Raw genomic sequence first — 25,591 nt, 5'->3', positions numbered from 1 at the left:
TACCTACTTTTGGCGCGTCGTCGCCTGAATGGCCAAGTGCTCTAGCGTTTCCGTGATCTGCGGATCCACGTTCGCCGCACGCAGATGGGCTAACCCGGATTCCGTCAACGCGGTAATGCGGCGCTCAATCTCATCCGGGGCGCCGGAATCCGCAATGATTTGGGACAGGCGCAGCAAGTCCTGCGTATCGGAGGTGCGGCCGATGAATTTCCGCAGGGTAGCGGCGGCACTGGGGTCGCGTTCATCGGCGCGCTGTAGCGCTAAGGCAAGAAGCTCCGTGCGCTTGCCCTCTCGCAGATCGTCGCCGGCGGGCTTGCCCGTAATTTCGGGGTCCCCAAAGACCCCCAGTTGGTCATCGCGGAGCTGATACGCGATGCCGATATCGTGCCCATAGCCGCGGAAAGCCGAGATTAATTCTTCGCTTGCTCCCGCGATGGCAGCGCCCAAATGCAGGGGCCGCTCGATGGTATAGGCGGCGGTTTTATAGCGATTGACGGAATTGCTCAGCGCCACCGATTCCGAACCGGCTGCCTCGAGGGAAATATCGAGCAATTGGCCGCCCAAAACCTCGGTGCGCATTCCCCGCCAGGGCTCGCGCGCACGCTGCAAAGCCTCTGGGCTGAGCCCAGAATCCTGAAACATATCCTCGGCGTAGACCAGCGCAAAATCGCCCACCAAGATGGCCACGGACGTGCCAAAGAATTCCGGATCCCCTAAGAAATCGGACTCCCGGTGAAGGCGCTCTGCTTCCCGATGCACCGTCGGTTTCCCGCGCCTCGTATTCGACGCGTCAATGATGTCATCGTGGATAAGCGCGCAGGCTTGGATGAACTCCAGCGAGGATGCCGCGCGCAGCATCGCCTCTGGGGATTCCGAACCGCGCCCGGCGGCAAGGTAACCCGCCCACGCGTACATGGGGCGCACCCTTTTCCCGCCATCGAGGACGAATGATTCCAAAAAGCTCATGGCGGTACTGACTGGGGCACCGATTTCTGCCACGTGTTCCCGGCGCTGATCCAAGAAGATGGCCAGTTTTTCGCGCACCGCGCCGGGGATATCCGCAAGCTCAGGAATATTCGTCATAGTCACACTTTCACACGATACCGCCTAGAGCCGAGAAGAAATAACGCAGGTTTATAGCGGCAGGCCCACTCCTAAAATGGCAAAGGGCCGGGGATCCGCCGGGTAGCGATGGTGGCGCACGACATCAAAGAAGCCCACAGACCGGTAGAGGCGAAAAGCCCCGTTGGCTTCCCGTGGCGATTCCGGCGTTGATAATAAAGCATATTGGGCAGGGATATTCCACAGCAGCCCTTTTAGTAGCTGCCTGCCTAAACCGTGTCCTTGAAAGGAAGGCAGCACGTGTACTTCGGCCACCTCAAAGTAGCTGCGCAGCATGCCCCATTCGGACTCAGTTATCCCGCCATTGCGGCGCAGGGCGCGGCGCAGTTCGGAATCCCACCAAGTATCTGGTGAGCCTAAAAATCCATAGGCCACTCCCACGACGCCGTTGTCATGCGCAGCGATAAGCGCTGTAAACCCGGGCCGCATGGAATCCGACTGCCAATTGTCCACGCTGCGCGAAAACGTGACCGGGTCATATCCCATGGCCTCGATGTAGATCTCCACGAGTTGGGGAGCCAGCATAGAGAACTCTTGCGGGGTTAAGCGGCGGATTTCGAAACTCACGGTATCTATCACACCAGATACGTGTGGCTACCGGCGGACGAGGGTGGGGGCGGGGTTATTCAGTCGAACAAAGAAAACTATCGAACGTTGTTCGATATGCATCGATTTACGGCTGGTAAAACTCTTGAGTAATTCGAACAGGTGAACTAGAATAGGGGGTAGATGTCCGGTTGGCTACTTAAAGTCAACGGCAATCGAACACGGTTAGTTATTAGCGCAGTACAGGAGAAAAACAATGGCACAGATTATTTCGGCAACGCAGTCCCGCTCTACCGGTCGCTTCGCTGGCAAGCAGGGCGCAAAGCGGGCCCACTTTCTTTTCCAGGCCCGCGAGCTTCTAGATCAGGCCAGAAGCTACGCGGCGGATGGTCGCTTTGACCAAGCGCTAGAGGTGGCTTATCAGTCCGCATTGCGTACGGCGGGTGCGCGAGTAGCCGTGTCGGTGGTCTCTCGCCGCCGGCGCCTGCCAACGAGCGCGTGGGACCGCTTGGCTCTGGTCGGGGCCGAAGAAAAGCAGTGGGCGGAAGCTTTTAAGACCTATTCTCGTACTCGCGCCCGGGTGGGATCTGGCTTGGATGCAACTCCGGATGAGGAGTATGTCTACGGGCTAATGGAGCAGGCGGCGCAATTTTTAGATGAGAGTGAAACCGAGACGATTCTGGGATCCTTTGCGGCATAGCAGCAGCATTGCGGCGCCATAATCACTGTTGAGGGGAATAACTACCTTTTGGGGAACATACTGGTTACTCTGGGCGTTAGTATTGGTAGAAGATATATCGGCCGAAGCCCAGTCCCTAGTTGGAGGAAAAGTGTCTCTTTCTGAGCAGGAGCAACGCACGCTCCGTGAAATAGAGGAATCGTTATTAGCGGACGATCCTAAATTTGGCGCTTCTGTGTCTGAATCTACCTCGATCGGCGGATCCGGCGGCGCAGTTACCCTACGTGGGGTCGCGCTCATCGTGGTTGGTTTGTGCATGCTTGTTGGCGGCGTGGCCTTGGCGCAGCAAAGCTTGTGGTTTATTGCGCTCTCCATCGCCGGATTCCTCGTCATGTTCGCCGCTGGCGTGTGGATGCTCCGCGGCGACCAGCCCGCTAGTGCAGGAAAGAAAAAGTCCACCAATGGGCGGTCAAAGAAAGCAGCCTCGTCTCGTAACAGTGGGGTAGGCAGCAAGTTGGAAGAAAACTTCCGTCGGCGCTTTGAGGAAAGCTAGCTGCGAACTCTTCATTTCCCCAGTCACCAAGAAGGGTGGCTGGGGATTTTTTACGCCTTACCAAAATTTCCCACTTTGCCCCACCTTCTGACCAAAACCGCGGCGCGGTGGGGGCTTGTGGGTGGCAGAGGGTGGTAGCAGGTCGGATATGCAGGCATTGCGCTGTAAGTGGTGTATGAGGTGGGGCGATCTCGATGTTGTAAATGGGGCTAAAGGGGTGGATTTTCGGGGTTGTCAAGGTGGGGCGCGGGATTTCTCCCCACCGTAAAAATACCCTTTTAACTGCACATATTTTTTGAGTTATTAAGAATATGGCGATTTAAGTGGGGTATGTGGGGGAACGTGGGGTAGAGTGGGGCGCAGCGGAGGAATGGGGTTGAAAAACTCTCTTCTGACGTGAGGGAATCCGGAGTTGTCGAGTGAGGAAGGTGGACGCCGGGATGTTTCTCGGAACCTACACTCCGAAGCTTGATGACAAAGGGCGCTTAACGCTTCCTGCAAAATTTCGCGACGAGCTCGCCGGTGGCCTGATGGTTACCAAGGGGCAGGACCATTCTTTGGCCGTGTACCCGCGCGAAGAGTTCGCCGAACGCGCACGGAAGGCTGCGGCGGTTTCTCGAACCAACCCGGAAGCGCGCGCTTTCATTCGTAACTTGGCGGCAAGTGCGGACGAACAGCGGCCCGACGGGCATGGTCGCATCACCTTGTCCGCAGGCCACCGTGAGTACGCGGGCTTGTCCAAAGAGTGCGTGGTGGTTGGCTCAGTAGATTTCCTCGAAATTTGGGATGCAGCCGCGTGGGCTGAGTATCAATCGCAAACTGAAGATGCTTATTCGGCAGCAGATGCCGATGACGTACTTGCGGGCTTGCTGTAAAAGCCCGCATCTCGAGTGCGTGTAAGGACTCTGTCCGAGGCGGATGATTCTGGTGTACTTCCCCGATATCAGAAACCTGCCTCGGACAGGGCCCTATATGCACTCGTCGTGCTTTCCACGATAGGAAGTCCTGCACAGCGGAAATAAGAAAGGGGGACGCGGGGAGTAATGGCTACAACTGACCTTAATTACAATGTGGCGGATAACCACGGCCATGTGCCGGTCATGCGCGAGCGCATGGCAGAGCTCCTGCGCCCCGGAGTGGAGGCTGCGGGCTCGCAGGCTGTGCTTGTCGATGCCACCTTGGGTGCCGGCGGCCACAGCGAGTACTTCCTCCAGACCTTCCCGCAGGCACGCGTTATCGGTGTGGACCGCGATGAGCAGGCATTGCGCAATGCTTCGGCCAGGCTAGAGCCCTTCGGCCCGCGTTTTTGCGCGGTTAATGCTCGCTTCGATGAGTTGGGTACCGCCATTGCCCAGGGCGAGGGTGATATCTTTGATGCTGCCCGCGCCCACGGAATCGCGGGAGCCCTCTTCGATTTGGGCGTTTCTTCCATGCAGCTGGATCAGGCAGAGCGCGGCTTTGCCTATAAGACGGACGCACCGCTGGATATGCGGATGGATCCGAGCCACGGGCTTACCGCCGCTGACGTGCTCAATACGTATTCGCACGGGGACCTGGCGCGGATTCTCAAGACCTATGGTGACGAGCGCTTTGCGGGCAAGATTGCCTCCGCTGTGCTCAAGGAGCGCGAGAAGGAACCGTTTAGCACCTCGGGCCGCTTGGTTGAGCTTCTATACTCGACCATCCCTGCGGCAACGCGCCGCACGGGTGGGCATCCCGCAAAGCGCACGTTCCAGGCGCTGCGAGTAGAGGTCAACCGCGAGTTGGAGGCCATTGAAAATGTGCTTCCCGTAATCACCAGTGCGCTTTCCATTGGGGCGCGCGCGGTCTTTATGAGCTACCAGTCCTTAGAGGACCGCCTCGTAAAGGCAGCATTCAAGGAGCTATCTACGTCCACCACGCCTGTCGGTCTACCGATGGACCTGCCGGGCACCGCACCGGAATTCGCCACGGTTACCCGTGGGGCCGAAAAAGCATCTGCGGCGGAAGTAGAAGAAAATTCCCGCGCCGCGTCGGTGCGCGTGCGGGCTCTAGAACGGCTCGAAGGCACGCCAGAATTTTTACCCCCGGGAGGCAAGAAATGAGCACCATCCCACGCCGAAACCAGCACTTGACGGACAGCCGCGACAGAGAGGCCACTCGCAGCATGGGCGCCAGCCGAGACTTCACCACCGGAATCGACACCGGAGTGCCTACCGCTGTGCGCGAGCGCACCGCCCCTAGGGTTACCGGGAAAACGGCGCGCCGGACGGCTCCTAGCCGTACCCGGGTTCCGCACCGCGGGGCGAAGCGGCTTGGTTCGAAGCAGGTCGTCAGCTTCCGCGGCCGGCGGGTGCAACAGCAGACGAAGCAGAATAATGCTTTTACCCGCGTTGCTGTCTTAGCCGTTACCTTGCTGATTGGCGGGGTAGTGCTGGCCATGTGGCTATCTGGTTTGTCCACCTCGCAGACGTTTAAGATCCAGCAGCTAACGGTGCAGGAATCGCAGTTGGATAATCAGATTGAGTCGCTGAACCGTGATGCAGAGAACTTAAGCTCCTCGGCGGATATTGCCCGCCGCGCGGATGAGCTGGGCTTGGCCGTACCCAAGCAACCCGGCGTGACTGAGGTCGGCGGGGATGGCGAGATCATCGCCAAGCGCGAAGGCACTCCTGATACGGAAAAGCTTATCGATGTTAACGGTGAACCCATCCGCCCGGGCCAAGCCTCGAGCGACCCGAAGGATACGGAGGGAATGTCTGATTCCCTTAACGCTGTGCCGCGCGGGCAGCAGCAACATGCGCGCGGTAATGATGCGGACGAGGATCGGGATGAGCACCGCGGCAGCGATAACGACGATAATCGCGATGACGCCAGCGATAATCGCCCCAACCTTCCCGCCCGCGCGCCGTACACCAGCCAGGCCGATTAAACGGACAGAATAAGTGGTGAAATTCTCTGTGCTCGCGCGTGGTAGCGCGGGCACTGCCCATCTTGTAGGGCACAATCGATACACGCAAGAACCTGTGGCGGCGAAGGGAAGGTGACTGAGCACCGTGACTGCACCGAATAATGGTGGCAACCGTGGATACCGTCCGCGGCCGCGCCGCACCGCTAGCTCTGTTGTGCCCCAACAAGCGATCATGCGCCAGCGCCTGCGCATCATTTTGACCTGTGTTGTCGTCGCCACCGTCGCCTTGGGCGGGCGCCTTGCGTGGGTCCAATTGGTCTGGGGCCCAGATCTTGCGGCAAAGGCTGTTACCCAGCGCGAACGCGTCTATATCGACCCGGCCCGCCGGGGAGAGATCCTGGACCGGGATGGCCAGCGTTTGGCCTATACAATGAAGTCTCGTTCCTTGACTGTCTCTCCCACGCGCCTGCGCGATGAGCTCAAAGAGCAGGCCAAGATGGAAGCCACCTCCGAGGGAAAACTCGAGGGCATGGATGAGGGCAAGAAGGACGAGTACCTCACCAAACAAATGGAAGACAAGCTCAAGGAGATGGCTGAGGGCATCCCGAAGATGATTGAGGATTCGGGTGCCTCTGCCTCCAAGGTTGATGCGAGTGATATTAAAAACAAGCTCAAGGCCGATACCCAGTACGAGGTCTTGGTCCGCAATGTGGACCCAGATGTCGCCGTAGAGATTTCCAATAAGTACCACGGCGTGGCGGCCGACCGGCAAGATATCCGCCAGTACCCAAATGGGGCGATTGCAGAAAACGCTGTGGGCAAGGTCTCTATGGATGGCCACGGCCAATTCGGCTTTGAGGCGGCCCGCGATACCGAGCTGACCGGCATTGATGGGCAGTCAACGGAGGATGTCTCCGCCGATGGGCAGGTCATCCCCGGCACGCTGCGCGATGTTGTGGATGCCGTCGATGGTCGCGATGTCACCCTCACCCTGGATTTGGACCTGCAGACTTACGTCCAGCAAAAGCTGGAAAAGGCCAAGGCCAATTCCCAGGCGGAGGGTGCCGAGGCCGTTGTGCTTGATGCCGCGACGGGCCAGGTGCTCGCCATGGCTAATACCGACACGGTGGATCCGAATAAGAATATCGAAGACCAGCTTAAAGAGGGCAAGGACTTCGAGAACCGTAGCATCTCCCACCCCTATGAGCCGGGTTCCGTTGCCAAGATAGTGACGGCGGCAGCCGCATTGCAGGAGGGTATTACCACTCCGGATGAGGTGCACCAGGTTCCGGGCTCCATCGACATGGCTGGCGTGACCGTCAACGATGCCTGGAATCACGGCACCGAGCCGTATACCACCACCGGCATCTTTGGTAAGTCCTCCAACGTGGGCACCTTGATGATCGCGGATAAGCTTGGCCCCGAGAAATATGCCGAGTACCTGAAGAAGTTTGGCTTGGGCGCTAACACGGGCGTTGAGCTTCCGAATGAATCCGCCGGCACGGTGCCAGACCAAGAGCAATGGTCCGGCGGCACCTTTGCCAACTTGCCCATCGGCCAGGGCCAGGCGTGGACGACGCTGCAGATGGCTAGCGTGTATCAAGCATTGGCCAACGGCGGCGAGCGCATCGAACCGCGCATCATCGACGAGATCAAAGACCCCGATGGCGAGACGGAAAAGCTACCCGAGCCTAAGAAGACCCAGGTAGTGGACAAGGAAACCGCCAAGACTGCGGTGGATATGTTCCGCGCCGTCTTCCAAGATGACGATGCCGGGGTGCAAAACGGTACGGCCGCCAACGCCCAATTGGATGGCTACCAGCTCTCCGGTAAGACCGGTACCGCGCAGAAGGTGGACCCGAATTCCGGGGCGTATTCTAATTCTGCCTACTGGATCACCTTTGCGGGCATTGCGCCTGCCGATGACCCACGATTCGTCGTCGCAGTCATGCTCGATGAGCCCAAATCCGGCGTGGAAGACAATGGCGGCGGCGGCCAGTCTGCGGCCCCAATCTTCCGGGATATCTCTTCCTGGCTGCTTAACCGCGATAATATTCCTACCTCGACACCAGCGCCGCGGATGACCCTGCGGGAACAATAGGAGCTTGAAATGTCTGTTTCCTTAGAAAAACTTGCGCAGCTTTCGCACGGACGCGTCATCGGTGATGGCACCGTTGAGGTCAGCGCGTGCGGCTTGGATTCCGCGAGCCTTCCCGAAGGCGCATTATTTGCCGCCCTTCCGGGCACGCGCGTGCACGGCGCCCAGTTCGTCGGCGATACCAAGGCGGGCGCGGTGCTTACCGATGCCCCCGGGCTCGATCACCTTCGCCAGGCTAACGAAACCCGGCCGATCATCGTGGTAGAAGATATCCGCGCAGTCCTAGGTCCGATTGCAGCAGAAATCTACGGACACCCCACCCGCGATCTCACGGTCTTGGGTATTACCGGCACCTCCGGCAAGACCACGACTAGTTACTTGCTGGAGGCTGGCCTCTTGCAGGCCGGGCACTCCGTCGGCCTTATCGGAACCACCGGCACCCGCATCAATCGCACGCCGGTGCCCACCTCTTTGACCACGCCGGAAGCCCCACGGCTGCAAGAACTTTTCGCCCGCATGAAGGACGAGGGCGTGACTCACGTGGTCATGGAGGTCTCCTCCCATGCTTTGGAGCTCGGCCGCGTGCGCGGAACCAACTTTGCTGTGGCCGGGTTCAGCAACCTCAGCCAAGACCACTTGGATTTCCATCCCACGATGGAGGAGTACTTTTCGGCCAAGTCCCGGCTATTCCTAGGGGAGCAGGCCGCCCAGCGCGCGGTCATCTGTGTTGATGATGAGTGGGGCGAGCGCCTCCGCGGAAAGATAGAAGACGCCGGTTCTCCGGTTACGACGGTGGCAACGCGTACAGGCGATGCCACGATCTCCGCCCGGCAGACGGCTACCGAGGCGACCGGTGCACAGGAGGTTGACCTCAACCTAGACGGCACCGACTATTCCTTCCGGCTACCGCTGCCCGGCGAATTCAATATCGCCAATGCTGCGCTCGCCCTAGGGATGGCTACTGCGGTGGGCGAAGACCCGCAGGTCTTTTTGACCGGCGTGGAAAACGTCGCCGTTCCGGGGCGCATGGAAAGGATCGACCGCGGTCAGGACTTCGTGGCCGTGGTGGATTATGCCCACAAGCCCGCGGCCATCGCGGCGGTGCTCGATACCCTGCGCCTGCAATTGGAGGGCACTACCGGTCGCGTCGGCGTCGTCGTGGGCGCCGGCGGTGACCGCGATAGCACCAAGCGCCCGATTATGGGAGAGGCTGCGGCCACCCGGGCGGATCTCACGGTGGTGACCGATGATAATCCGCGCACCGAGGACCCAGCCGCGATTCGCGCAGCGGTCATTGAGGGCGCTCGCCAGGCCGCACCGGACGCCGATATTCGGGAGCAGGGCTCGCGCGCACACGCCATCGATGAAGTGGTGGATTGGGCGGAGCCGGGCGATGCCATCATCGTCGTCGGCAAGGGCCATGAGGTAGGCCAGCTCGTCGGCGAGCGCACGCTGCACTTTGATGACCGAGAGGAAATGGCGCGCGCCATTGAGGAAAAGCTGGCAGGAACGGCGCATCGCGATACTCTTAGGGATACGAAGGAGTAGTAATGATTCCACTTTCTATTGGAGATATCGCCGCGATAACCGGCGGTAGCCTGGATGGCGTTGATGATCCCGATGAACGCGTGACCGGCTTCGTGGAGTTTGATTCGCGCAAGGTCACCACCGGCAGCTTGTTCGTAGCCCTGCCCGGTGCCCGCGTCGATGGCCATGATTTTGCAGAAAAAGCCATAGAGCAAGGCGCCGTGGCCGTGCTGGCCGCTCGGCCGGTGGGGGTACCGGCGATCATCGTCAAGCCCCAAGGCCGCGTGACCGGTAACGCCGCCAATGCCGATATTTATGCCAACGATGAGGATGGCTCCGCCGCCGCTGTGATCGGGGCATTATCCGATCTCGCGCGCGAGGTGACCTCCCGCCTCGCCGCGGAACAGGGCTTGGATATCGTCGGCGTTACTGGCTCTGCGGGCAAGACTTCTACCAAGGATTTGCTGGCTACCATTTTCCGCGCCGAGGGCGAAACCGTCGCCCCGCCCGGCTCCTTCAATAACGAGGTAGGCCTTCCCTATACCGCCCTGCGCTGCGATGAGCACACCCGCTTCCTCGTGGCGGAAATGTCCGCGCGCGGCATCGGCCATATTCGCCACCTGACCGAGATCACGGCCCCGACGGTGGGCGTGGTGCTCAACGTGGGCACCGCCCACCTAGGCGAGTTTGGCTCGCGGGAGAATATCGCCCAGGCCAAGGGCGAGCTTATCGAGTCCCTGCCCGCCGCGGCAGACGGCGGGGTAGCGGTCCTGAATGCGGACGATCCCTTCGTCGCCTCGATGGCACCGCGCACGCAGGCCAAGGTGGTCTATTATTCCGCCAACCGCCCGCAGGCCGCGGATGCGCAGTACTATGCCACCGATATTGAGCTTGACGATGTCGCCCGCCCGTCCTTTACCTTCCACGCCCCCGGCGTCGAGCCGATGAGCATTAAGCTACAGGTCTTTGGCAAGCACCAGGTCTCTAATGCCCTGGCCGCGGCCGCAGCGGCCATCGAATCGGGCGTGGAACCCGCCGTTGCCGCGCGGGCGCTCAGCGGACACCAGACGAGCTCGGCGCACCGCATGGACGTGCGCACCCGCCGCGATGGCGTCACCGTCATCGATGACTCCTATAATGCCAACCCGGATTCGATGCACGCGGCGATTGCCGCCTTGGCCTATACCTCCGCGGCCCGCCCGGATGCCCGCTCCATCGCGGTGCTGGGGGAGATGGGCGAGCTTGGCGGCGAAGCCGTCGAAGCTCACCGCATCCTAGGATCGGTGCTCTCGAAATACCACGTGGATCACCTCGTTGCGGTAGGAGAAGGCGCGCATACCGTAGCCATGGTGGAGGCCGCGCACGCGCACGGCATCCAGACCGAACTTTGCCCCGATATTGAGGCCGCGACGACGGCCGTAGAAAATATCCTGCGGGTAGCCCCTGCCGGGGTGGAGGACTGGTCCACGCGCGCGGCCAAGGACGTCGTCCTCGTGAAATCCTCGAATGCCCAGCGCTTGTGGCGCGTGGCAGAACAGCTCAATCGCCGTTAGTTCCTATCTCAAGGAGAAAGATCTCTAGCAATGACTCAGATCATTATCGCGGGCGTCGTTAGTTTCCTCGTCGCGATTTTTACCACCCCAGTTTTGGTTCGGTATTTTTCTGGCGTCGGAAAAGGCCAAGAAATCCGCGAAGACGGCCCGCAGCTTCACCTGCGCAAGCGGGGCACCCCGACGATGGGCGGTCTGGCGATCTTGCTGGCCATCACGGTGGCCTACCTCATCGTGGGCATCTATGCCCGCGCAACCGGCAACGGTGGATTTAGCCCCTCGGGGTTATTGGTCTACTTCTTGACCATGGGACTCGGCGGCCTGGGTTTTGCCGATGACTTCATCAAGCTGTTCAAAAAGCGCAACCTCGGCCTTAATAAAACAGCCAAGCTGGTAGGCCAGCTGGCCATCGCGCTCATCTTCGGCATCCTCGCCCTACAATTCCCGGATGCCAATGGGCTAACCCCTGCCTCGACCAACCTGTCCTTCGTCCGCGATTTCGATACGTTCGATATCGCCGTTGGCGGCGCCGTGATTGGCACGATCATTTTCTTGGTCTTTTTATACCTGCTCATCGCCGCGTGGTCGAATGCGGTCAACCTGACCGATGGGCTGGACGGCCTCGCCGCCGGTACCACCGCCATGGTGATGGGTGCCTATACGCTCATTAGCTTCTGGCAGTTCCGCAACTCGTGCTCGATTTCCCCGGCCGCCGGCTGCTACGAGGTCCGCGATCCCTTGGATCTCGCAGTGCTCGCAGCCGCGGGCCTGGGCGGCTGCCTCGGCTTCCTGTGGTGGAATGCCGCACCGGCGAAGATCTTCATGGGCGATACCGGATCGCTCGCGCTTGGCGGCCTCGTCGCCGGCCTTTCTGTGACCACCCGCACCGAGCTGCTGATGATCGTCATCGGCGCCATCTTCGTCATTGAAACGGTCTCCGTGGTCATCCAGATCGTGGTCTTCCGCACGACGGGCAAGCGCTTTTTCCGCATGGCGCCCATCCACCACCACTTTGAAAACGGCGGCTGGGCCGAAACCGCGGTTGTCACGCGTTTCTGGCTATTAAGCGCGATGGCCGCGATGGCGGGCATCTGCATCTTCTACGGCGATTGGCTCTCTGCAGCCAGCTTTGGAAACCTGCAATAAAGTTTTGGCACTAGATACTTAAGGATTGAGGCACTCATCATGGCTGAGCTACCACCTTTTCTGCGCGGGCGCGTCCTCGTCGCAGGAGCCGGCGTCTCTGGCCGCGGGTGCGTGGCGATGCTCGCGCGCCTCGGCGTGGATACCACCGTCGCCGATTCCAACGCCGCGGCCCTAGCGGCCCTGGCGGAAGAGTTCGGCGTGGCGACGGTTTCGACAGACGACCCAGCACCGGGCGAGTATGACCTGGTGGTGACCTCGCCGGGGTGGCGGCCCAATTCCGCCCTCTTAGATTCCTTCCAGGCCGCCGGCGTGGAGGTCATCGGCGATGTCGAGCTGGCCTATCGCCTCGACCGCGCCGAGGTCTTCGGCCCGCAGCGGACTTGGCTGGTTGTCACCGGCACGAACGGTAAGACCACCACCACGGGAATGCTGACCAAAATCATGCAGGCCGATACCGCTCGCAGCGGTCTGCGCGCGCAAGCCGTGGGCAATATTGGCGTCTCGCTATTTGATGCCCTGACCGCCTCCCCGCGGGTCGACGTCCTGTGCGCCGAACTCTCGTCCTTCCAATTGCACTGGTCCAGCGAGCTTCGCCCCGATGTAGGCGTGCTGCTCAACGTGGCCGAAGACCACCTGGATTGGCACGGTTCCTTTGACGCTTATGCCCGCGCCAAGGCCAAGGCCCTGCACGGCACGCGCGCCGTGGTGGGCAAGGACGATGCCGCGGCGGGCTGCTACGCTGAGGGAATCGACGGCGTGTATGGCTTTACCGCCGGCGAGCCGGCCACTGGTGAGGTAGGGGTGAGCGCCGGGCGCTTGGTCTCCAGGCTGGACGGGGAGGACGCCATAGATCTCGCCCCCGCCGAGGGCATCGAGCCGGCGGGCCTTGCGGGAGTCCTCGACGCGGCGGCGGCCGCGAGCGTGGCCCGCTTGGCAGGTGCCAGCCCCGCCGCCATACAGGAAGGCCTAGCCGCCTACGCGGTGGCCGGTCACCGCGGCGCCGTGGTGCACGAGCACGGCGGGATTTCCTATATCGATAACTCCAAGGCCACCAACCCGCACGCGGCCGATGCCGCTCTAGAAGGCTTCGATTCGGTGGTCTGGGTCGCCGGCGGCCAGCTCAAGGGAGCGGACGTGGATGAGCTCATCGCCACCCACGCCGCGCGGTTGAAGGCGGCGGTGCTGGTGGGCATCGACAAGAGCATCATCGCCGAAGCCTTGGCCCGCCGCGCCCCGCAAACCCCGGTTGAGCTCATCGAGGATACCGACCCACAGGTGGCGATGGACGCTGCAGTGCGCACCGCCGTGCAACACGCCGAAGCGGGCGATACCGTCCTCTTGGCACCGGCTGCGGCATCGTTGGATATGTACACCGGAATGGCCCAACGCGGCGACCTTTTTGCCGCGGCGGCGCGGGATATCGCCCGCGCGCATTAGACCTTTTTCAATCTAGGAGACTTCATGACGGCCACCTCCCCGCAGCGCCCCCGCGCAAAGAGCATGCGCGAGCGCATTCGTGATGTGCGCGAACAAGCCCGCCAGCAAGCCGGGCTAGATTATCAGCTGCTGCGCCTGATTATCTTCTCGCTCATTGGTATTGGCGTGGTCATGGTCTTTTCCTCGTCCATGGCTACGTCGCTGACAGAAGATGGTGGCGTGTGGAATCAGGCGCTGCGGCAAACCGCGATGGTTATTATCGGCTTGGGTGCATTCTGGCTCGGCCTCAAAGTTTCCCCGCACACGCTGCGCAAATTCATCCCGTGGCTATTGGCCCTTTCCATTTTGCTGTTGATCGCGGTGCTCATCCCCGGCATCGGTACCGGCCGCGAGGAGGTGGGCTCCCAGTCGTGGATCTACATTGGCCCGATTTCCCTGCAGCCTTCCGAGCTAGCACGCATCACGGTGGGCATGTTCGGTGCCTCGGTGCTCGCGGATAAGGAACACCATTCCCTCAAGCTCTCGGACCCGTTCATGATGTACTCGCTCATCGCGGGCCTCATGTTCCTGCTCATCGTGGGGCAGGGTGACTTGGGCATGGCCCTGTCCTTTGCCCTCGTTGTGGTCTTCACGCTCTTTTTCGCCGGCGTTAACAGGCGCGTGCCCATCATCATCGGCATCCTCTGTGCGCTGGGCCTGGTCGCTGTCTTCCTCATCGGCGGCTTCCGCTCCCACCGTTTCCACACCTATTTCGATGCCCTCTTTGGCAATATCTCCGATACCCAGGGCACGGGTTTCCAGTCTTACCAGGGCTTTCTCTCGCTTGCCGATGGCGGCTTCTGGGGCGTTGGCCTCGGCCAATCGCGTGCCAAGTGGTTCTACCTGCCAGAAGCCAAGAATGACTTCATCTTCGCCATCGTGGGTGAGGAGCTCGGCCTGTGGGGCGGCGCGCTGGTGATTTTCCTGTTTGCAGCCTTGGGCTATGTGGGGCTGCGCACCGCAACCCGCGCGCAGAACCAGTACCAATCCCTGCTGGCCGCGACGCTGACCATTGGCGTGGTGACCCAGGCGTTTATCAATATCGCCTATGTCGTCGGCTTGCTGCCGGTGACCGGTATTCAGCTGCCGATGATTTCCGCGGGTGGTACGGCCGCGATTATTACGATTGGCTCGATGGGCATTTTGTGCAACGTGGCCCGCCACGAGCCGATGCAGATTTCTGCCATGCAGAACTTTGGGCGCCCGCTATTTGATCGCCTCTTTTTCATTGGCGAGCCGCAACCGCTGACGGCGAGGAAGCAGAAAAAGCGGGGCCGGCACGCCCAGCCGCAGGAGACCCGTCCGCGGGTGCGCGACGAGCGCTACGGCCGGCCGGTGACCGGAAGTGGGCGGAGGTATCCGCGCGCCGAGCACCGCCCGAGGCGGTAGGCGCTGGTAGCCTTTAGGCTATGAATTCCACGCCATTTTCCGTCGTCCTTGCAGGTGGCGGCACTGCAGGACATATTGAGCCCGCCCTTGCCGTCGGTGAAGCTTTACGCGAGCGCTACGGCGCCAGGATTACCGCATTAGGGACCGAAAAGGGGCTGGAAAGCGATATTATTCCCGCCCGCGGCGTGGACCTGCGCCTAATTACGCCCGTGCCGATTCCCCGCAAGGTGAGCACCAACCTGGCCAAGTTACCCGTCAAGCTTGCGCGGTCCGTCCGCCAGGCGCGGAAGGTCTTAAAGGACGTGGAGGCCGATGTCGTCTTCGGCACCGGCGGATACGTCTCTGGGCCCGCCTATATAGCGGCGAAGACCTTAGGTATTCCGTTTTACGTCCTCGAGACCAATGCCTTGGCAGGTATGGCCAATAAGCTGGGCGTGAAGCTCGGCGGCATCGGCCTTAATGCCCACGCCAATTCCGGCATGGAGGGCGAGGTCATCGGCATCCCAGTGCGCCCCAGCCTGGCCGCGGCTGCCGGGGATAAGGACGGGAATACCGCTGCGGATGCCCGCACGAAGTGGGATTTAGCGCAGCTGCCCACCATCCTCATTACCGGCGGCTCCCAAGGAGCGGCCAGCATCAACGGCGCCGTAGCGGGCGCAGCGGAGGACCTCACTAAGGACTTCCAGCTCTTGCACGCCTATGGCAAGAAAAACGATTCGCCCAAGCCGTATCCCAACTACGCCGCTCTGCCGTATATCGACGACATGGCCGGTGCGCTCGCCGCGGCGGACCTCGTGGTGTGCCGTTCGGGCGCGATGACGGTGGCAGAGGTTTCCGCCGCGGGCCTTCCCGCCATCTACGTCCCGTTGCCACACGGCAATGGCGAGCAAGCGCTGAACTCGCGCGAATTGGTAGAAGCCGGTGCTGCGGTGCAGATTCCCGATGCCGAATTGGGCTCCGATCGCCTCATCGAAGAGGTCCGCGCCATTCTTGATGATCCAGAGCGCCTGAAATCCATGACGCAGGCCGCCGCCCAGTCTAAGGCGGGGGATGCGGCGAATATCATCGCTGACCGCATCGCCACCCGCGTGCAGGACGCAGAATTGCAGGCCGGAAAGAAGGATAAGTAAATGACCGATCCCGCACAGTACGATCTCAGCCGCGTCCACCTCATTGGCATCGGTGGTTCCGGGATGTCGGGTCTTGCCCGCATCCTCGCCGCACGCGGCGCCGTCGTTACCGGCTCCGATGTGAAGGACTCCACCCCGGTGGAGGTTTTGCGCTCGATGGGTGCCAAGGTGGCCATCGGCCACGCTGCGGACAACCTCAAGCTTTCCGGCGAGCTGCCCACCACCGTCGTCACCTCCTTCGCGGCGATTCCGCAAGATAACCCGGAGCTCGTCGCCGCGCGGGAGAATAATATTCCGCTCATTCGCCGCTCGGATCTGCTCGCCGCGCTGATGGAGGGCCACACCCAGGTGCTGCTGGCGGGCACGCACGGCAAGACCTCGACAACCTCGATGGCCGTGAGCGCCATGCAGCACGCAGGCCTGGATCCCTCCTTTGCCATCGGCGGCCAACTCAACCGCGCCGGCACCAACGCGCATGGCGGCACCGGTGAGGCCTTCGTTGCCGAGGCCGATGAGTCCGATGCCTCGCTCTTGCGCTATAGCCCCGATATCGCCGTCATCACCAACGCGGAGCCGGACCACCTTGACTATTTCCACTCCGCGGACGCCTACTTCAAGGTCTTTGCGGACTTCGCGGACCTGGTCACCCCGGATACCGGCTACCTCGTTGTGTGCGCGGAGGACGAGCACGCGGCTGAGATCGGTGAGCAGGCGCTCAGCCGCGGCATCAACGTCATCGGCTATGGCGGCGCAGAGAAGGCCCGCACCACCTCCGTTCCGCTCGCCGCGACGCTGACCGCGGAGGAGACCACCGCCGCTGGCATGGCGTGTACCGTGCAGCTGTCCCTGCCCGGCGTGGAGGAATCCGTGAGCTACCAGCTGCAGATTCCCGGCCACCACATGGTGCTCAACTCCATGGCGGCGCTAATCGCCGGCGTGCTATCGGGCGGCGATCCCAGCACCATCGCGGAGGGCCTTGCGGATTTCAGCGGCGTGCGCCGCCGCTTTGAGTACCGGGGCAGCGTGGACTGGCAGGGCGGCAGCGTCCGTGTCTTCGACGATTATGCCCACCATCCCACCGAGGTCGCCGCGGTGCTGCGGGCCGCGCGCGCCAAGGTTGCTGCCGAAGGCAATGGCGGGCGTGTTATCGCCTGTTTCCAGCCGCACCTGTACTCGCGCACCATGGAATTCGACGCCGAGTTCGCGCAGGCGCTTGCGCTTGCCGATGCCGCCGTTGTACTCGACATCTACGGTGCCCGCGAGCAACCCGTGGAAGGCATTACCTCCCGCATTATCACCAATAAGATGCCGGAGGAGATGGAGGTTATCTTTGAACCAGACTTTTCCGCCGCGGCCAAGGACGTGGTCTCCATCGCACAGCCGGGCGATATCATCTTGACCATCGGCGCCGGTTCCATCACCCTTGTTGCCGCGGAAATCCTCGATGAATTGCGGGCCCACTAGTGCGGGTGTCGAAGAAGCTCATTTTCGGCATCGTTGGCGGCCTGCTCGCCCTCGTGCTGGTGGTGGGCGCCGCGGTATGGGCGTTGCCCATTTTCAAGGTGAAAAACTTTGAGGTCGAGGGCGTGCACCAGCTCGATTCCGCCCAGGTCCAGGAGGCCGCGGGCGTGCCCGAGGGCGAAAACCTCTTGCGGGTGGATGCACACGAGGCCGCCAGTGGCGTTGCCAGCCTGGACTGGGCGGATTCGGTGACGGTTTCGCGCGACCTGCCATCGACCTTGACCATCTCTGTGCAGGAACATAAACCCGTCGCCTTCGTGAAGCGAGATGACACCACCTACCTCATCGATGACAAGGGCGAGGAATTTACCTCCGCCGAGCCGCCCGAAGGTGCGGTGGAACTTACCGGGGACATCGACAGTGGCTCCACCGAGGCCCAAGACGCGGTAGCTGCCATCGCCGCGCTTTCCGATGACGTGCGCCACCAAGTCGCCACCCTCGAAGTCACCGATTCCTACTCACTGCAGTTCACCATGAAGGATGATCGCCGCATTTTCTGGGGTGCGAGCGATAAAAATAACGACGATAAGGCCCGCGCCTTCGCCACCGTGCTGAAGATGGAGGGCCGAGAATGGAATATCTCTAACCCCGAACTGGTCACTACCCGCGGATAGGGTAGATACCTAGGCGGAGGCCTCGATAGACCCGAAAAATCCCCTGCCGCGCCGCGCCCGAAGCGTATGCGCTGCAGGGTCTTTTATTTTCTCTTTTAGGTGGTGTCAATGGTGTGGAAGTGGCGGACAAAACCGCAGGCCAACAACCCTAAAGTGGTACTTGAGAGTCCCGACACGCGTAAAATGAGCATGAAAATTACAGGTGTGTCGTTAAAGATGGAGGGGAACGCGATTCACGCTCGTGAAGCGCATACAATCCTCGTTTAATGCACGTGCAGACTTAAAGTAGCGAAAGGTGAGACCTGCTCACATGATCTCTTCCAACAACAATCTCGCGGATATCAAGGTCGTCGGCGTCGGCGGTGGCGGCGTCAACGCCGTGAACCGCATGATCGAAGAAGGCTTAAAGGGCGTCCAATTCGTCGCCATAAACACCGACTCCCAGGCGCTGATTTTCTCCGATGCCGATACCAAGCTCGACATCGGCCGCGAGGCCACCCGCGGATTGGGCGCAGGCGCTAACCCTGAGGTGGGCAAGACCTCCGCGGAAGACCACAAGTCCGAAATCGAGGACGCCTTGCAGGGCTCCGATATGGTCTTCGTTACCGCCGGCGAGGGCGGCGGCACCGGTACGGGCGCTGCACCCGTAGTCGCTTCCATCGCGAAGAAGATGGGCGCGCTGACCGTGGGCGTTGTCACCCGCCCCTTCAAGTTCGAGGGCGCGCGCCGTACCCGCCAGGCCATGGCCGGCATCGAGGAGCTGCGCGAGGTTTGCGATACCCTCATCGTTATTCCAAATGACCGCCTGATGCAGCTCGGTGGGGAAGAGCTTTCCATCGTGGAAGCCTTCCGCGCGGCCGATGAGGTTCTGCACAATGGTGTCCAGGGTATTACCAACCTGATCACCATCCCGGGCATGATCAACGTCGACTTTGCTGACGTTCGCTCCGTCATGTCTGATGCCGGCTCCGCCCTGATGGGCATCGGCTCCGCACGGGGCGATAACCGCGCCATGACTGCCGCCGAGCAGGCCATCAATTCGCCGCTATTGGAATCCACGATGGAAGGCGCCAAGGGCGTGCTGCTGTCCATCGCCGGCGGCTCTGACCTGGGCCTGCACGAGGTTAACTCCGCGGCCTCCATGGTCGAAGAGCGTGCCGACGAAGACGTCAACCTCATCTTCGGCACCATCATCGATGACACCTTGGGCGATGAAATCCGCATCACCATCATCGCCACCGGTTTCGATGCCGAGGCCAATGCCGCCCAGGCAGCATCTTCACAGCGTGCTCCCGAGCAGCGCAAGCCCGGCTCGCTCTTTGATAACCGCGACCGCGAGTCCGGCAACTCCGCCACCCCGGCACCTACCCAACCCGCCGCCGATGACTACGCACCGCGCCACTCCTATGAGCCGCGCGCCGGCCAGGACCGTGGCGTAGAAGAACGCCGCGCTGATGAGCGCCGCGTGGACGATCGCCGCTACGACGACCGCCGCGTGGAAGAACGCCGCCCCGAGGAGCGCCGCAGCGAGTCTGGCGGCCTGTTCACCAACTCCGATCGCTTCCGCGAGGAGCGTCGCGAAGACTACCGCCTGTCTCGGCCAAGTCAGCGCCGCGATGATGATGGCGATGATGATCTCGATGTGCCGTCCTTCATGCGCTAAGCGCAAACCGCTACGCTGGTGTGCATGCCAGTAAACGAGGAACATCGCACCAGCCGCCCCGTCCGCATGGTTTTTACCAGCCGTGCAGGCGGGGCGTCTGCATATCCATATGAGTCTTTCAATCTTGGCGGGCACGTCGGCGACGAACCAGCCAACGTCGCGGCCAACCGCGAGCGCCTCCTGCGCGTGACCGGGCTCGAGAATATCGTGTGGATGGAACAGCTCCACACCAATACGGTCACCGTCATCGACGGCCCGCGCGATACCCCGGTTCCAGCCACGGATGCGGTGGTGACCACGCAGCGCCGGCTTGGCCTCGGCGTCCTCGTCGCCGATTGCACGCCCGTGCTGCTTGTCGATGTCCCCGCCGGCGTCATCGCCGCCGTGCACGCCGGCCGGCTCGGCGCCCGCAACGGCATCGTGGTCAATACCGTGCGCGAGATGCAGAAACTAGGCGCTCAGCCGGAGCGAATCCAGGTGGTCATGGGCCCGGCCGCATCTGGGAAAAGCTACGAGGTTCCGGAAGAAATGGCCAACGATGTCGAACGGCGCCTTCCCGGCTCGAAGTGCAAGACCTCGAAAGGGACGTGGGGCATCGACGTGCGCGCTGGGCTTATCCGCCAATTGATGGGCCTGGGCATTACCAATATCGATTCTGATCCGCGCTGCACCATTGAGGACACGGATTTCTTTTCTTATCGCCGCGAAGGAACCACTGGCCGCCAGGCCGGTGTGATTTGGTTGGAGGCTAATCATGAGTAACCGGAAACAAGAACTGGCAGATAACCTCGCCGCAACAAAGGAACACATTAGCGCCATCGCCGCCGAGCATGAGCGCCCGGCACCGCAATTGCTGGTCGTGACCAAGTTCCATCCCGCAGAGGACATCGCCCTTTTGGCTGAGCTCGGGGTGGAAGACGTCGCGGAAAACCGCGAGCAAGAAGCCCGGGCAAAGGCACAGGAGCTAGAGCAGCTGCGCTTTCACATGATTGGCCAGATTCAAACCAAGAAGGCCAACCACGTCGCGCGGTGGGCTACTAGTGTGCATTCGGTGGATTCGGTGAAGCTGGCCAACGCGCTGGACCGCGGCGTGAGCCTGGCAAAAGAACGCGGCCAGCGAGAGAACAACCTCCCAATATTCATTCAGGTTTCTGCCGATGGCGATACGTCGCGCGGGGGAGTAATCCGCGAGGAATTGGATGAGGTGATCGAGTCCGTCGAGGCGGCGGAGCACCTAGAATTCGCCGGGCTCATGGTGGTTCCTCCTCTCGATGCCGATGCGAGGGAAGTATTTTCCACGGTGCGCGCAGACGTGGATCGCCTGTCCGAACGCCTTGGCCGGCAGCTCAAACTATCAGCCGGGATGAGTGCAGATATGGATGCGGCGATTGCTGCGGGCACCGATATTGTGCGTGTCGGAACCAGCATCATGGGAAAGCGCCCAGTAGGTTAAAAATATCGCAAAAGCGCATTTCACAGCGTAAATCACATGAGTCACATCATTCACATTTGCGCGCTTGAACTTGAACAAATTTAGGTCAGAGGGAGACCCAAAATGTCATTCATTGATAGGACGAAGAATTTCTTCGGGCTTGGTCCGATGGATTTCGAAGAAGACGACGCCTACTACAACGACGAGCCGCGTTACGCGGGCAACGGAGCTGCCACTTCTGCGGCCTACGCCCCACGCCGCGCCCCGCAGGCCTATGAGCCAACCCCAGCGCCTGCGCCCGTCGAGGAGAAGTTCGTTCCGACTATCGTGGCAATCTCCTTGACCTCGTTCAACGATGCCGCCAAGGTGGGCGAACCCTTCCGCGATGGCGATGCAGTGGTCTTTGAGCTTACCGATGCCGAGCGCGGAACCGCCAAGCGCTTCATCGACTTCGCCGCAGGCCTCTGCTTCGGCCTGGAAGGCCGCATGCTCAACCTGTCGAAGGGCATGGACACCCAGCGCAAGGTATTCGCCGTCGTGCCTAAGTCCGCTGATATTGCCAAGCCTGAACTAGAGCGCGCCGCCGGTCTGCGCTAGGTTCGCGGGCTAGGTAAAACGACGCACATCCCATTAACCCCCGTACGGTGCGCAATGCGCACGTGCGGGGGACTATTCGATAGGCTGAGTAATCGTGACTGAAATTGGAATTATTCTCATCTTCTTGGTGAGGGTTTATACATGGGTATTGATCGCCCGGATTATTATTGAGATGATTCAATCTTTCTCGCGGCAATTCAACCCGCCGCGCTGGTTCATGATCATCGCTGAGCCCCTTTTCGCCATCACGGATCCGCCGGTCAAGGCGCTGCGCCGGGTCATTCCTCCGCTGCAGATGGGTGGAATCGCGCTAGATGTTTCCGTCTTAGTGCTGTTTTTCATCCTGTCGTTCCTGACGCTTTTCCTGCAGGTAATTTTCTTGTAGGACGACCCCGCATCACCCCGTAACCTGTGGTAGACATTGAGAGTCAGCGTTACGTCCATTATTGTGGACTTTCGGTTACAATAAAATGCGATAATCCGTATCATGAACCACATATAACTTTGTGGGGAAGGTTTAGATAAACTGGAACCGCAGCTCCTAAGGCCCTGGAACCTCCGGGGTTCTATCAACTCGAAGGGGAAGACAAGTCATGCCACTGTCACCAGCTGATGTACACAACGTCGCGTTCAGCAAGCCGCCGATTGGCAAGCGTGGCTACAACGAGGATGAGGTAGATCAGTTCCTCGACCTCGTTGAGGACGCCCTTGCCCAACTGCAGGATGAGAACGAAGACCTGCAGGCGCAGGTGAGCGATCTTAGCTCAGGCGCCAAGGCCGGCGGAGCAGGGGCTGGTGCCGCAGCCGCCGCAACCTCCGGTGCAGATGAAGAAGCTCTGCGCAAGGAGATTGAGGCCAAGCTGCGTGCTGAATATGAAACCAAGTTGGCAGATTCCAAGTCCGAGGTCTCTCGCGCTAAGGAAGAAACCAAGAAGGCCCAGGAGCAGGTAAAGGCCGCCCAGGCCGAGGCCGCAAAGGTCAAGGAAAGCGGTGCCGATGCCACCGCAGCGGGTGCTACCGCCGCCGCTAATACCGCCGAGCTTAAGGCTGCTCGCGACGAGGCAGCAAAGGCCAAGAAGGAAGCCGAGGAGGCTCGCGCAGAGGCTAAGCAGGCCAAGGAGAAGCTGGAGTCTTCCCAGCGCGAGAATGAGAACCTGAAGAAGTCCGCTTCTGCCGCTGGTTCCTCCAACTCGGCCGCCTCCAGCGCCGCAGCGGCCGCCGCAGGTGCTGGTGCAGCACAGGGTGCAGACGGCCTGGCTACCCCTGATACCCACATGCAGGCAGCGCGTGTGCTGGGCTTGGCCCAGGAGATGGCGGATCGCCTGACCTCTGAGGCTCGCGCCGAGTCTGAGTCCATGCTGACCGAGGCCCGCACGGCCGCAGAAAAGCAGCTTTCTGATGCCGACTCTCGTTCTAAGGCACAGCTTGCCGAGGCGCAGAAGAAGTACGACGCTCAGGTGCAGGATGCAGAAACCCGCTCCAAGAAGCTGGTTTCTGAGGCAGAGGAGAAGGCTCAGCAGACCGAGTCCGATGCTTCCTCCCGCGCCGAGGCGCAGATTCGCCAGGCGGAGGAGAAGGCCGCATCGCTGCAGGCCGATGCCGAGAAGAAGCACACCGAAGTCATGAACACCGTCAAGCAGCAGCAGACCGCCTTGGAGGCGCGCATCTCCGAGCTGCGCACCTTCGAGCGCGAGTACCGTACCCGCTTGAAGACCCTCCTCGAGTCCCAGCTGGAAGAGCTCGAGACCCGCGGAACCGCCGCACCAAACGGCGATGCCGGCAAGAACTAAGTAGCCGGTTGGCAGTAACTAAGCCAAAATAGTTACCCGTAGCGCCCACGCCTCTAGGGGAGTGGGCGCTATTGTGGTTTTATCCACCTCGCTATGATTGTTCCCATAGCTACTTTTACCCCCTCTGAGAGGAACTGACATGCTCGTTGCTGCCCTCGTCCTTGCCCTTGTGGCCTTCGTGGCTTTGGTGATGTATGTCTTAAACACCGCCGATTGGGCGTTGTACCTTGTCTTCATCGCAGCGGGCTCCGGCATCGTGTTGTTTATTATCGACTGGGCGCGCAAGTACCGTGCGGATAATAACGCCCTTGAAGAAGACCTGTCCCAAGGCTGGAAACAGAACTAGGCCCAGAGCCGTCCAGGATCGCTCAGCCTTGATCCGGCTGGGTCAGGCTGGGGTAGATTCGGCCATGTTCCGTCAGAAGTATCAGCTCCCGCCATTGCGGCATGCCAAATTAGGCGCACGGCGGCGCCTCGTCTAGCCGGTGGGGTCCAACGCCAGTGCCAGCCGCACTAACCGCACCACCCCAACTGCCCGCACCGCCCGCAATCATCCGCACCATCTGCGGTTTACCGGATCGCGGTTTCCTCGGATCCCCCGGAACCCGCGTCCGGTTCCTGAATCCCGTTCCTGCGGCGGTCCCCTCCGGGGACCCGCCACGAACCCCCGTAAAAGATCTAACTAATCTGGGGGCTCCCACCTGATCGTCCCATTCCGGCGAACGAGGTGCCCGCGCAGTGGCGGGGCATTGGGGTCATCGTCGTTGACCCCGTTGTGGTAGGCGCAGGCTGTGGATAAGTTACCTATGTTGGTCAACCCACCGTGCAACCACGGCTCCAAATGATGAATCTGACATTCGTCTGCGGGCTTGTTGCACCGCGGCCACGGGCAGATTGGGTTTTCTGCCGCGGCCATCAGGCGTTGTTTCGCATTGGCGAAGCGCTCCGTGCGGTACAGGTTCACCGCTCCCTCATAGGGACTAATGAGGGTAATCAGCCCGCGTTCCTTCAGCGCGCGCTCGAGGTACTCGGCGCCGGTAAGAGTAGCGCCATTGGTCATTTGGAGCTGGATTTCCTCGCCATCGCCGTTGATGATGCGCACGTAGTCATCCAGGTTGACCAGGACATTGGTCATCACCGTGGTCTTTACGGCGGAGCCGCCGCCGAAAAAGGTCTGTTCCACTGCCTCGAGCGGCTCCTTGCCGCTCTCTTTTAGCGCGGCATGAAGATCCGCAATAAGCGAGGAACGCGCATCGATGGCCAGGGTCCACGGCGCGTTCTTGCGGCGAATGATGCGCACCCCAGGCTTAACCTTCTTCTTTTTCGCAGGTAGCTTGGATTTTGCCAGTTTTTCTAGATCCGCCGTGCCGGCGTTGGTGGTGCAGAGCTGCTCGCGGAGAAGCCAGGCATCGAAAAGCGTGGGCATCTTGCGGGCATACTTTTCGATGATGGACAACGCCACGATGGAATGGCCATTGCGCCGGGCACCGTCCATGGCTCGCCGGCGCCGGCCGGTGAATTTGGTGTTTCCGCAATAAGCCTCTTTGAGCAGGATAAGCTCCCGCGCCGTGTGCTCCGGCGCGCCATGCGCCCGCAGATCGTCCTCAGACAGGCCAGTGCACCCGGCGACAATATCCATCCCCGGGGCCATAGCTGCTAAGTAATTCTCGAGCGCGGTCATGCTTCATAATCTATGGCCACGCACAACCGCGTACAACAGGAAAATTTCTACCTGTGGATAACTTTTGTGCACAGCGTTCGTGTGGCGCTATACTGGCGGGCACATGCGATGATCCGGCCATCACCGGGGGAGCAATTCAGAAGAACGGTCATAAGGCTCAGTAGAACTGAACGGGTGGGACCGTTAT

At 60.9% G+C, this 25,591-nt stretch carries 24 protein-coding genes; 21 read left to right on the top strand and 3 right to left on the bottom strand.

The genetic code is table 11. The features are described from left to right. Window positions 1–3: 3 nt before the first annotated feature. Window positions 4–1,083, bottom strand: coding sequence for a polyprenyl synthetase family protein (locus ACLI1Q_RS08440; RefSeq protein WP_239269942.1), 1,080 nt, complete (start codon window positions 1,081–1,083; stop codon window positions 4–6). Between the two features lie 51 nt (window positions 1,084–1,134). Continuing rightward, entirely contained in the window at window positions 1,135–1,689 is a 555-nt protein-coding gene (locus ACLI1Q_RS08435; RefSeq protein WP_239269941.1) for a GNAT family N-acetyltransferase, read from the bottom strand. A gap of 235 nt (window positions 1,690–1,924) precedes the next feature. Here ACLI1Q_RS08435 and ACLI1Q_RS08430 point away from each other — a divergent pair, with 235 nt between their 5' ends. The 21 genes from ACLI1Q_RS08430 (at window position 1,925) to ACLI1Q_RS08330 (ending at window position 24,069) form a co-directional block, all read left to right on the top strand. Continuing rightward, window positions 1,925–2,368: an SAV_6107 family HEPN domain-containing protein gene (locus tag ACLI1Q_RS08430; protein WP_239269940.1), complete on the top strand. Its 444-nt coding sequence runs from the start codon at window positions 1,925–1,927 to the stop codon at window positions 2,366–2,368. A 130-nt stretch (window positions 2,369–2,498) separates the two neighbouring features. Further along, window positions 2,499–2,900, top strand: a complete 402-nt coding sequence (locus tag ACLI1Q_RS08425) for a DUF3040 domain-containing protein (protein ID WP_239269939.1) — start codon at window positions 2,499–2,501, stop codon at window positions 2,898–2,900. Window positions 2,901–3,340: 440 nt separating this feature from the next. Next, complete coding sequence (gene mraZ / locus ACLI1Q_RS08420; RefSeq protein WP_034654127.1) at window positions 3,341–3,775, top strand: division/cell wall cluster transcriptional repressor MraZ; 435 nt, start codon at window positions 3,341–3,343, stop codon at window positions 3,773–3,775. Window positions 3,776–3,943: 168 nt separating this feature from the next. Beyond that, window positions 3,944–4,984: a 16S rRNA (cytosine(1402)-N(4))-methyltransferase RsmH gene (rsmH, locus tag ACLI1Q_RS08415; protein ID WP_239269938.1), complete on the top strand. Its 1,041-nt coding sequence runs from the start codon at window positions 3,944–3,946 to the stop codon at window positions 4,982–4,984. Next, window positions 4,981–5,811, top strand: a complete 831-nt coding sequence (locus tag ACLI1Q_RS08410; protein ID WP_239269937.1) for a hypothetical protein — start codon at window positions 4,981–4,983, stop codon at window positions 5,809–5,811. Before rsmH ends, ACLI1Q_RS08410 begins: the two co-directional genes overlap by 4 nt. Before the next feature lie 211 nt (window positions 5,812–6,022). Continuing rightward, window positions 6,023–7,891: a peptidoglycan D,D-transpeptidase FtsI family protein gene (locus ACLI1Q_RS08405; RefSeq protein ID WP_239269955.1), complete on the top strand. Its 1,869-nt coding sequence runs from the start codon at window positions 6,023–6,025 to the stop codon at window positions 7,889–7,891. Window positions 7,892–7,900: 9 nt separating this feature from the next. Then, window positions 7,901–9,436 carry a UDP-N-acetylmuramoyl-L-alanyl-D-glutamate--2,6-diaminopimelate ligase gene (locus tag ACLI1Q_RS08400; RefSeq protein ID WP_239269936.1) on the top strand — a complete coding sequence of 512 codons (1,536 nt, stop codon included), beginning with the start codon at window positions 7,901–7,903 and terminating at the stop codon, window positions 9,434–9,436. Window positions 9,437–9,438: 2 nt separating this feature from the next. After that, window positions 9,439–10,968, top strand: a complete 1,530-nt coding sequence (locus tag ACLI1Q_RS08395) for a UDP-N-acetylmuramoyl-tripeptide--D-alanyl-D-alanine ligase (protein WP_239269935.1) — start codon at window positions 9,439–9,441, stop codon at window positions 10,966–10,968. 30 nt (window positions 10,969–10,998) lie between these two features. After that, window positions 10,999–12,111: a phospho-N-acetylmuramoyl-pentapeptide-transferase gene (gene mraY / locus ACLI1Q_RS08390; protein WP_239269934.1), complete on the top strand. Its 1,113-nt coding sequence runs from the start codon at window positions 10,999–11,001 to the stop codon at window positions 12,109–12,111. Between the two features lie 39 nt (window positions 12,112–12,150). Continuing rightward, complete coding sequence (gene murD, locus ACLI1Q_RS08385; protein ID WP_284849663.1) at window positions 12,151–13,548, top strand: UDP-N-acetylmuramoyl-L-alanine--D-glutamate ligase; 1,398 nt, start codon at window positions 12,151–12,153, stop codon at window positions 13,546–13,548. A gap of 24 nt (window positions 13,549–13,572) precedes the next feature. Then, entirely contained in the window at window positions 13,573–14,976 is a 1,404-nt protein-coding gene (locus tag ACLI1Q_RS08380) for an FtsW/RodA/SpoVE family cell cycle protein (RefSeq protein ID WP_239269932.1), read from the top strand. Between the two features lie 20 nt (window positions 14,977–14,996). Then, window positions 14,997–16,106, top strand: a complete 1,110-nt coding sequence (gene murG / locus ACLI1Q_RS08375) for an undecaprenyldiphospho-muramoylpentapeptide beta-N-acetylglucosaminyltransferase (protein WP_239269931.1) — start codon at window positions 14,997–14,999, stop codon at window positions 16,104–16,106. Then, a complete protein-coding gene (gene murC / locus ACLI1Q_RS08370) occupies window positions 16,107–17,570 on the top strand; it encodes a UDP-N-acetylmuramate--L-alanine ligase (protein ID WP_284869840.1) in 1,464 nt (487 codons plus the stop codon). It begins immediately after the preceding gene. Next, on the top strand, window positions 17,570–18,241 hold the full coding sequence (locus tag ACLI1Q_RS08365) for a cell division protein FtsQ/DivIB (RefSeq protein WP_349819903.1): 672 nt from the start codon (window positions 17,570–17,572) through the stop codon (window positions 18,239–18,241). Before murC ends, ACLI1Q_RS08365 begins: the two co-directional genes overlap by 1 nt. 310 nt (window positions 18,242–18,551) lie before the next feature. Continuing rightward, window positions 18,552–19,904 carry a cell division protein FtsZ gene (gene ftsZ, locus ACLI1Q_RS08360; protein ID WP_239269928.1) on the top strand — a complete coding sequence of 451 codons (1,353 nt, stop codon included), beginning with the start codon at window positions 18,552–18,554 and terminating at the stop codon, window positions 19,902–19,904. A gap of 24 nt (window positions 19,905–19,928) precedes the next feature. Beyond that, window positions 19,929–20,666, top strand: a complete 738-nt coding sequence (gene pgeF, locus ACLI1Q_RS08355) for a peptidoglycan editing factor PgeF (RefSeq protein WP_239269927.1) — start codon at window positions 19,929–19,931, stop codon at window positions 20,664–20,666. Continuing rightward, window positions 20,659–21,357 carry a YggS family pyridoxal phosphate-dependent enzyme gene (locus tag ACLI1Q_RS08350; RefSeq protein ID WP_239269926.1) on the top strand — a complete coding sequence of 233 codons (699 nt, stop codon included), beginning with the start codon at window positions 20,659–20,661 and terminating at the stop codon, window positions 21,355–21,357. Before pgeF ends, ACLI1Q_RS08350 begins: the two co-directional genes overlap by 8 nt. A gap of 102 nt (window positions 21,358–21,459) precedes the next feature. Further along, a complete protein-coding gene (locus ACLI1Q_RS08345; RefSeq protein WP_239269925.1) occupies window positions 21,460–21,933 on the top strand; it encodes a cell division protein SepF in 474 nt (157 codons plus the stop codon). Window positions 21,934–22,027: 94 nt separating this feature from the next. Next, entirely contained in the window at window positions 22,028–22,318 is a 291-nt protein-coding gene (locus ACLI1Q_RS08340) for a YggT family protein (RefSeq protein WP_005278444.1), read from the top strand. Between the two features lie 208 nt (window positions 22,319–22,526). Further along, on the top strand, window positions 22,527–23,723 hold the full coding sequence (locus ACLI1Q_RS08335) for a DivIVA domain-containing protein (protein ID WP_239269924.1): 1,197 nt from the start codon (window positions 22,527–22,529) through the stop codon (window positions 23,721–23,723). A gap of 139 nt (window positions 23,724–23,862) precedes the next feature. Next, entirely contained in the window at window positions 23,863–24,069 is a 207-nt protein-coding gene (locus ACLI1Q_RS08330) for a hypothetical protein (protein ID WP_005278448.1), read from the top strand. Between the two features lie 336 nt (window positions 24,070–24,405). Here the strand turns inward: ACLI1Q_RS08330 and ACLI1Q_RS08325 are convergent, their stop codons facing one another. Next, the gene (locus ACLI1Q_RS08325; protein WP_239269923.1) at window positions 24,406–25,404 is read right to left on the bottom strand and encodes an HNH endonuclease signature motif containing protein; all 999 of its coding nucleotides are present in this window, start codon (window positions 25,402–25,404) and stop codon (window positions 24,406–24,408) included. Window positions 25,405–25,591: the final 187 nt, after the last annotated feature.

It is taken from the genome of Corynebacterium limaceinasi, from assembly GCF_046717465.1.
Classification (GTDB): domain Bacteria; phylum Actinomycetota; class Actinomycetes; order Mycobacteriales; family Mycobacteriaceae; genus Corynebacterium.
The sequence above is the reverse complement of the archived record's forward strand: the minus strand, read 5'-3'. Positions and strand labels throughout refer to the sequence as shown.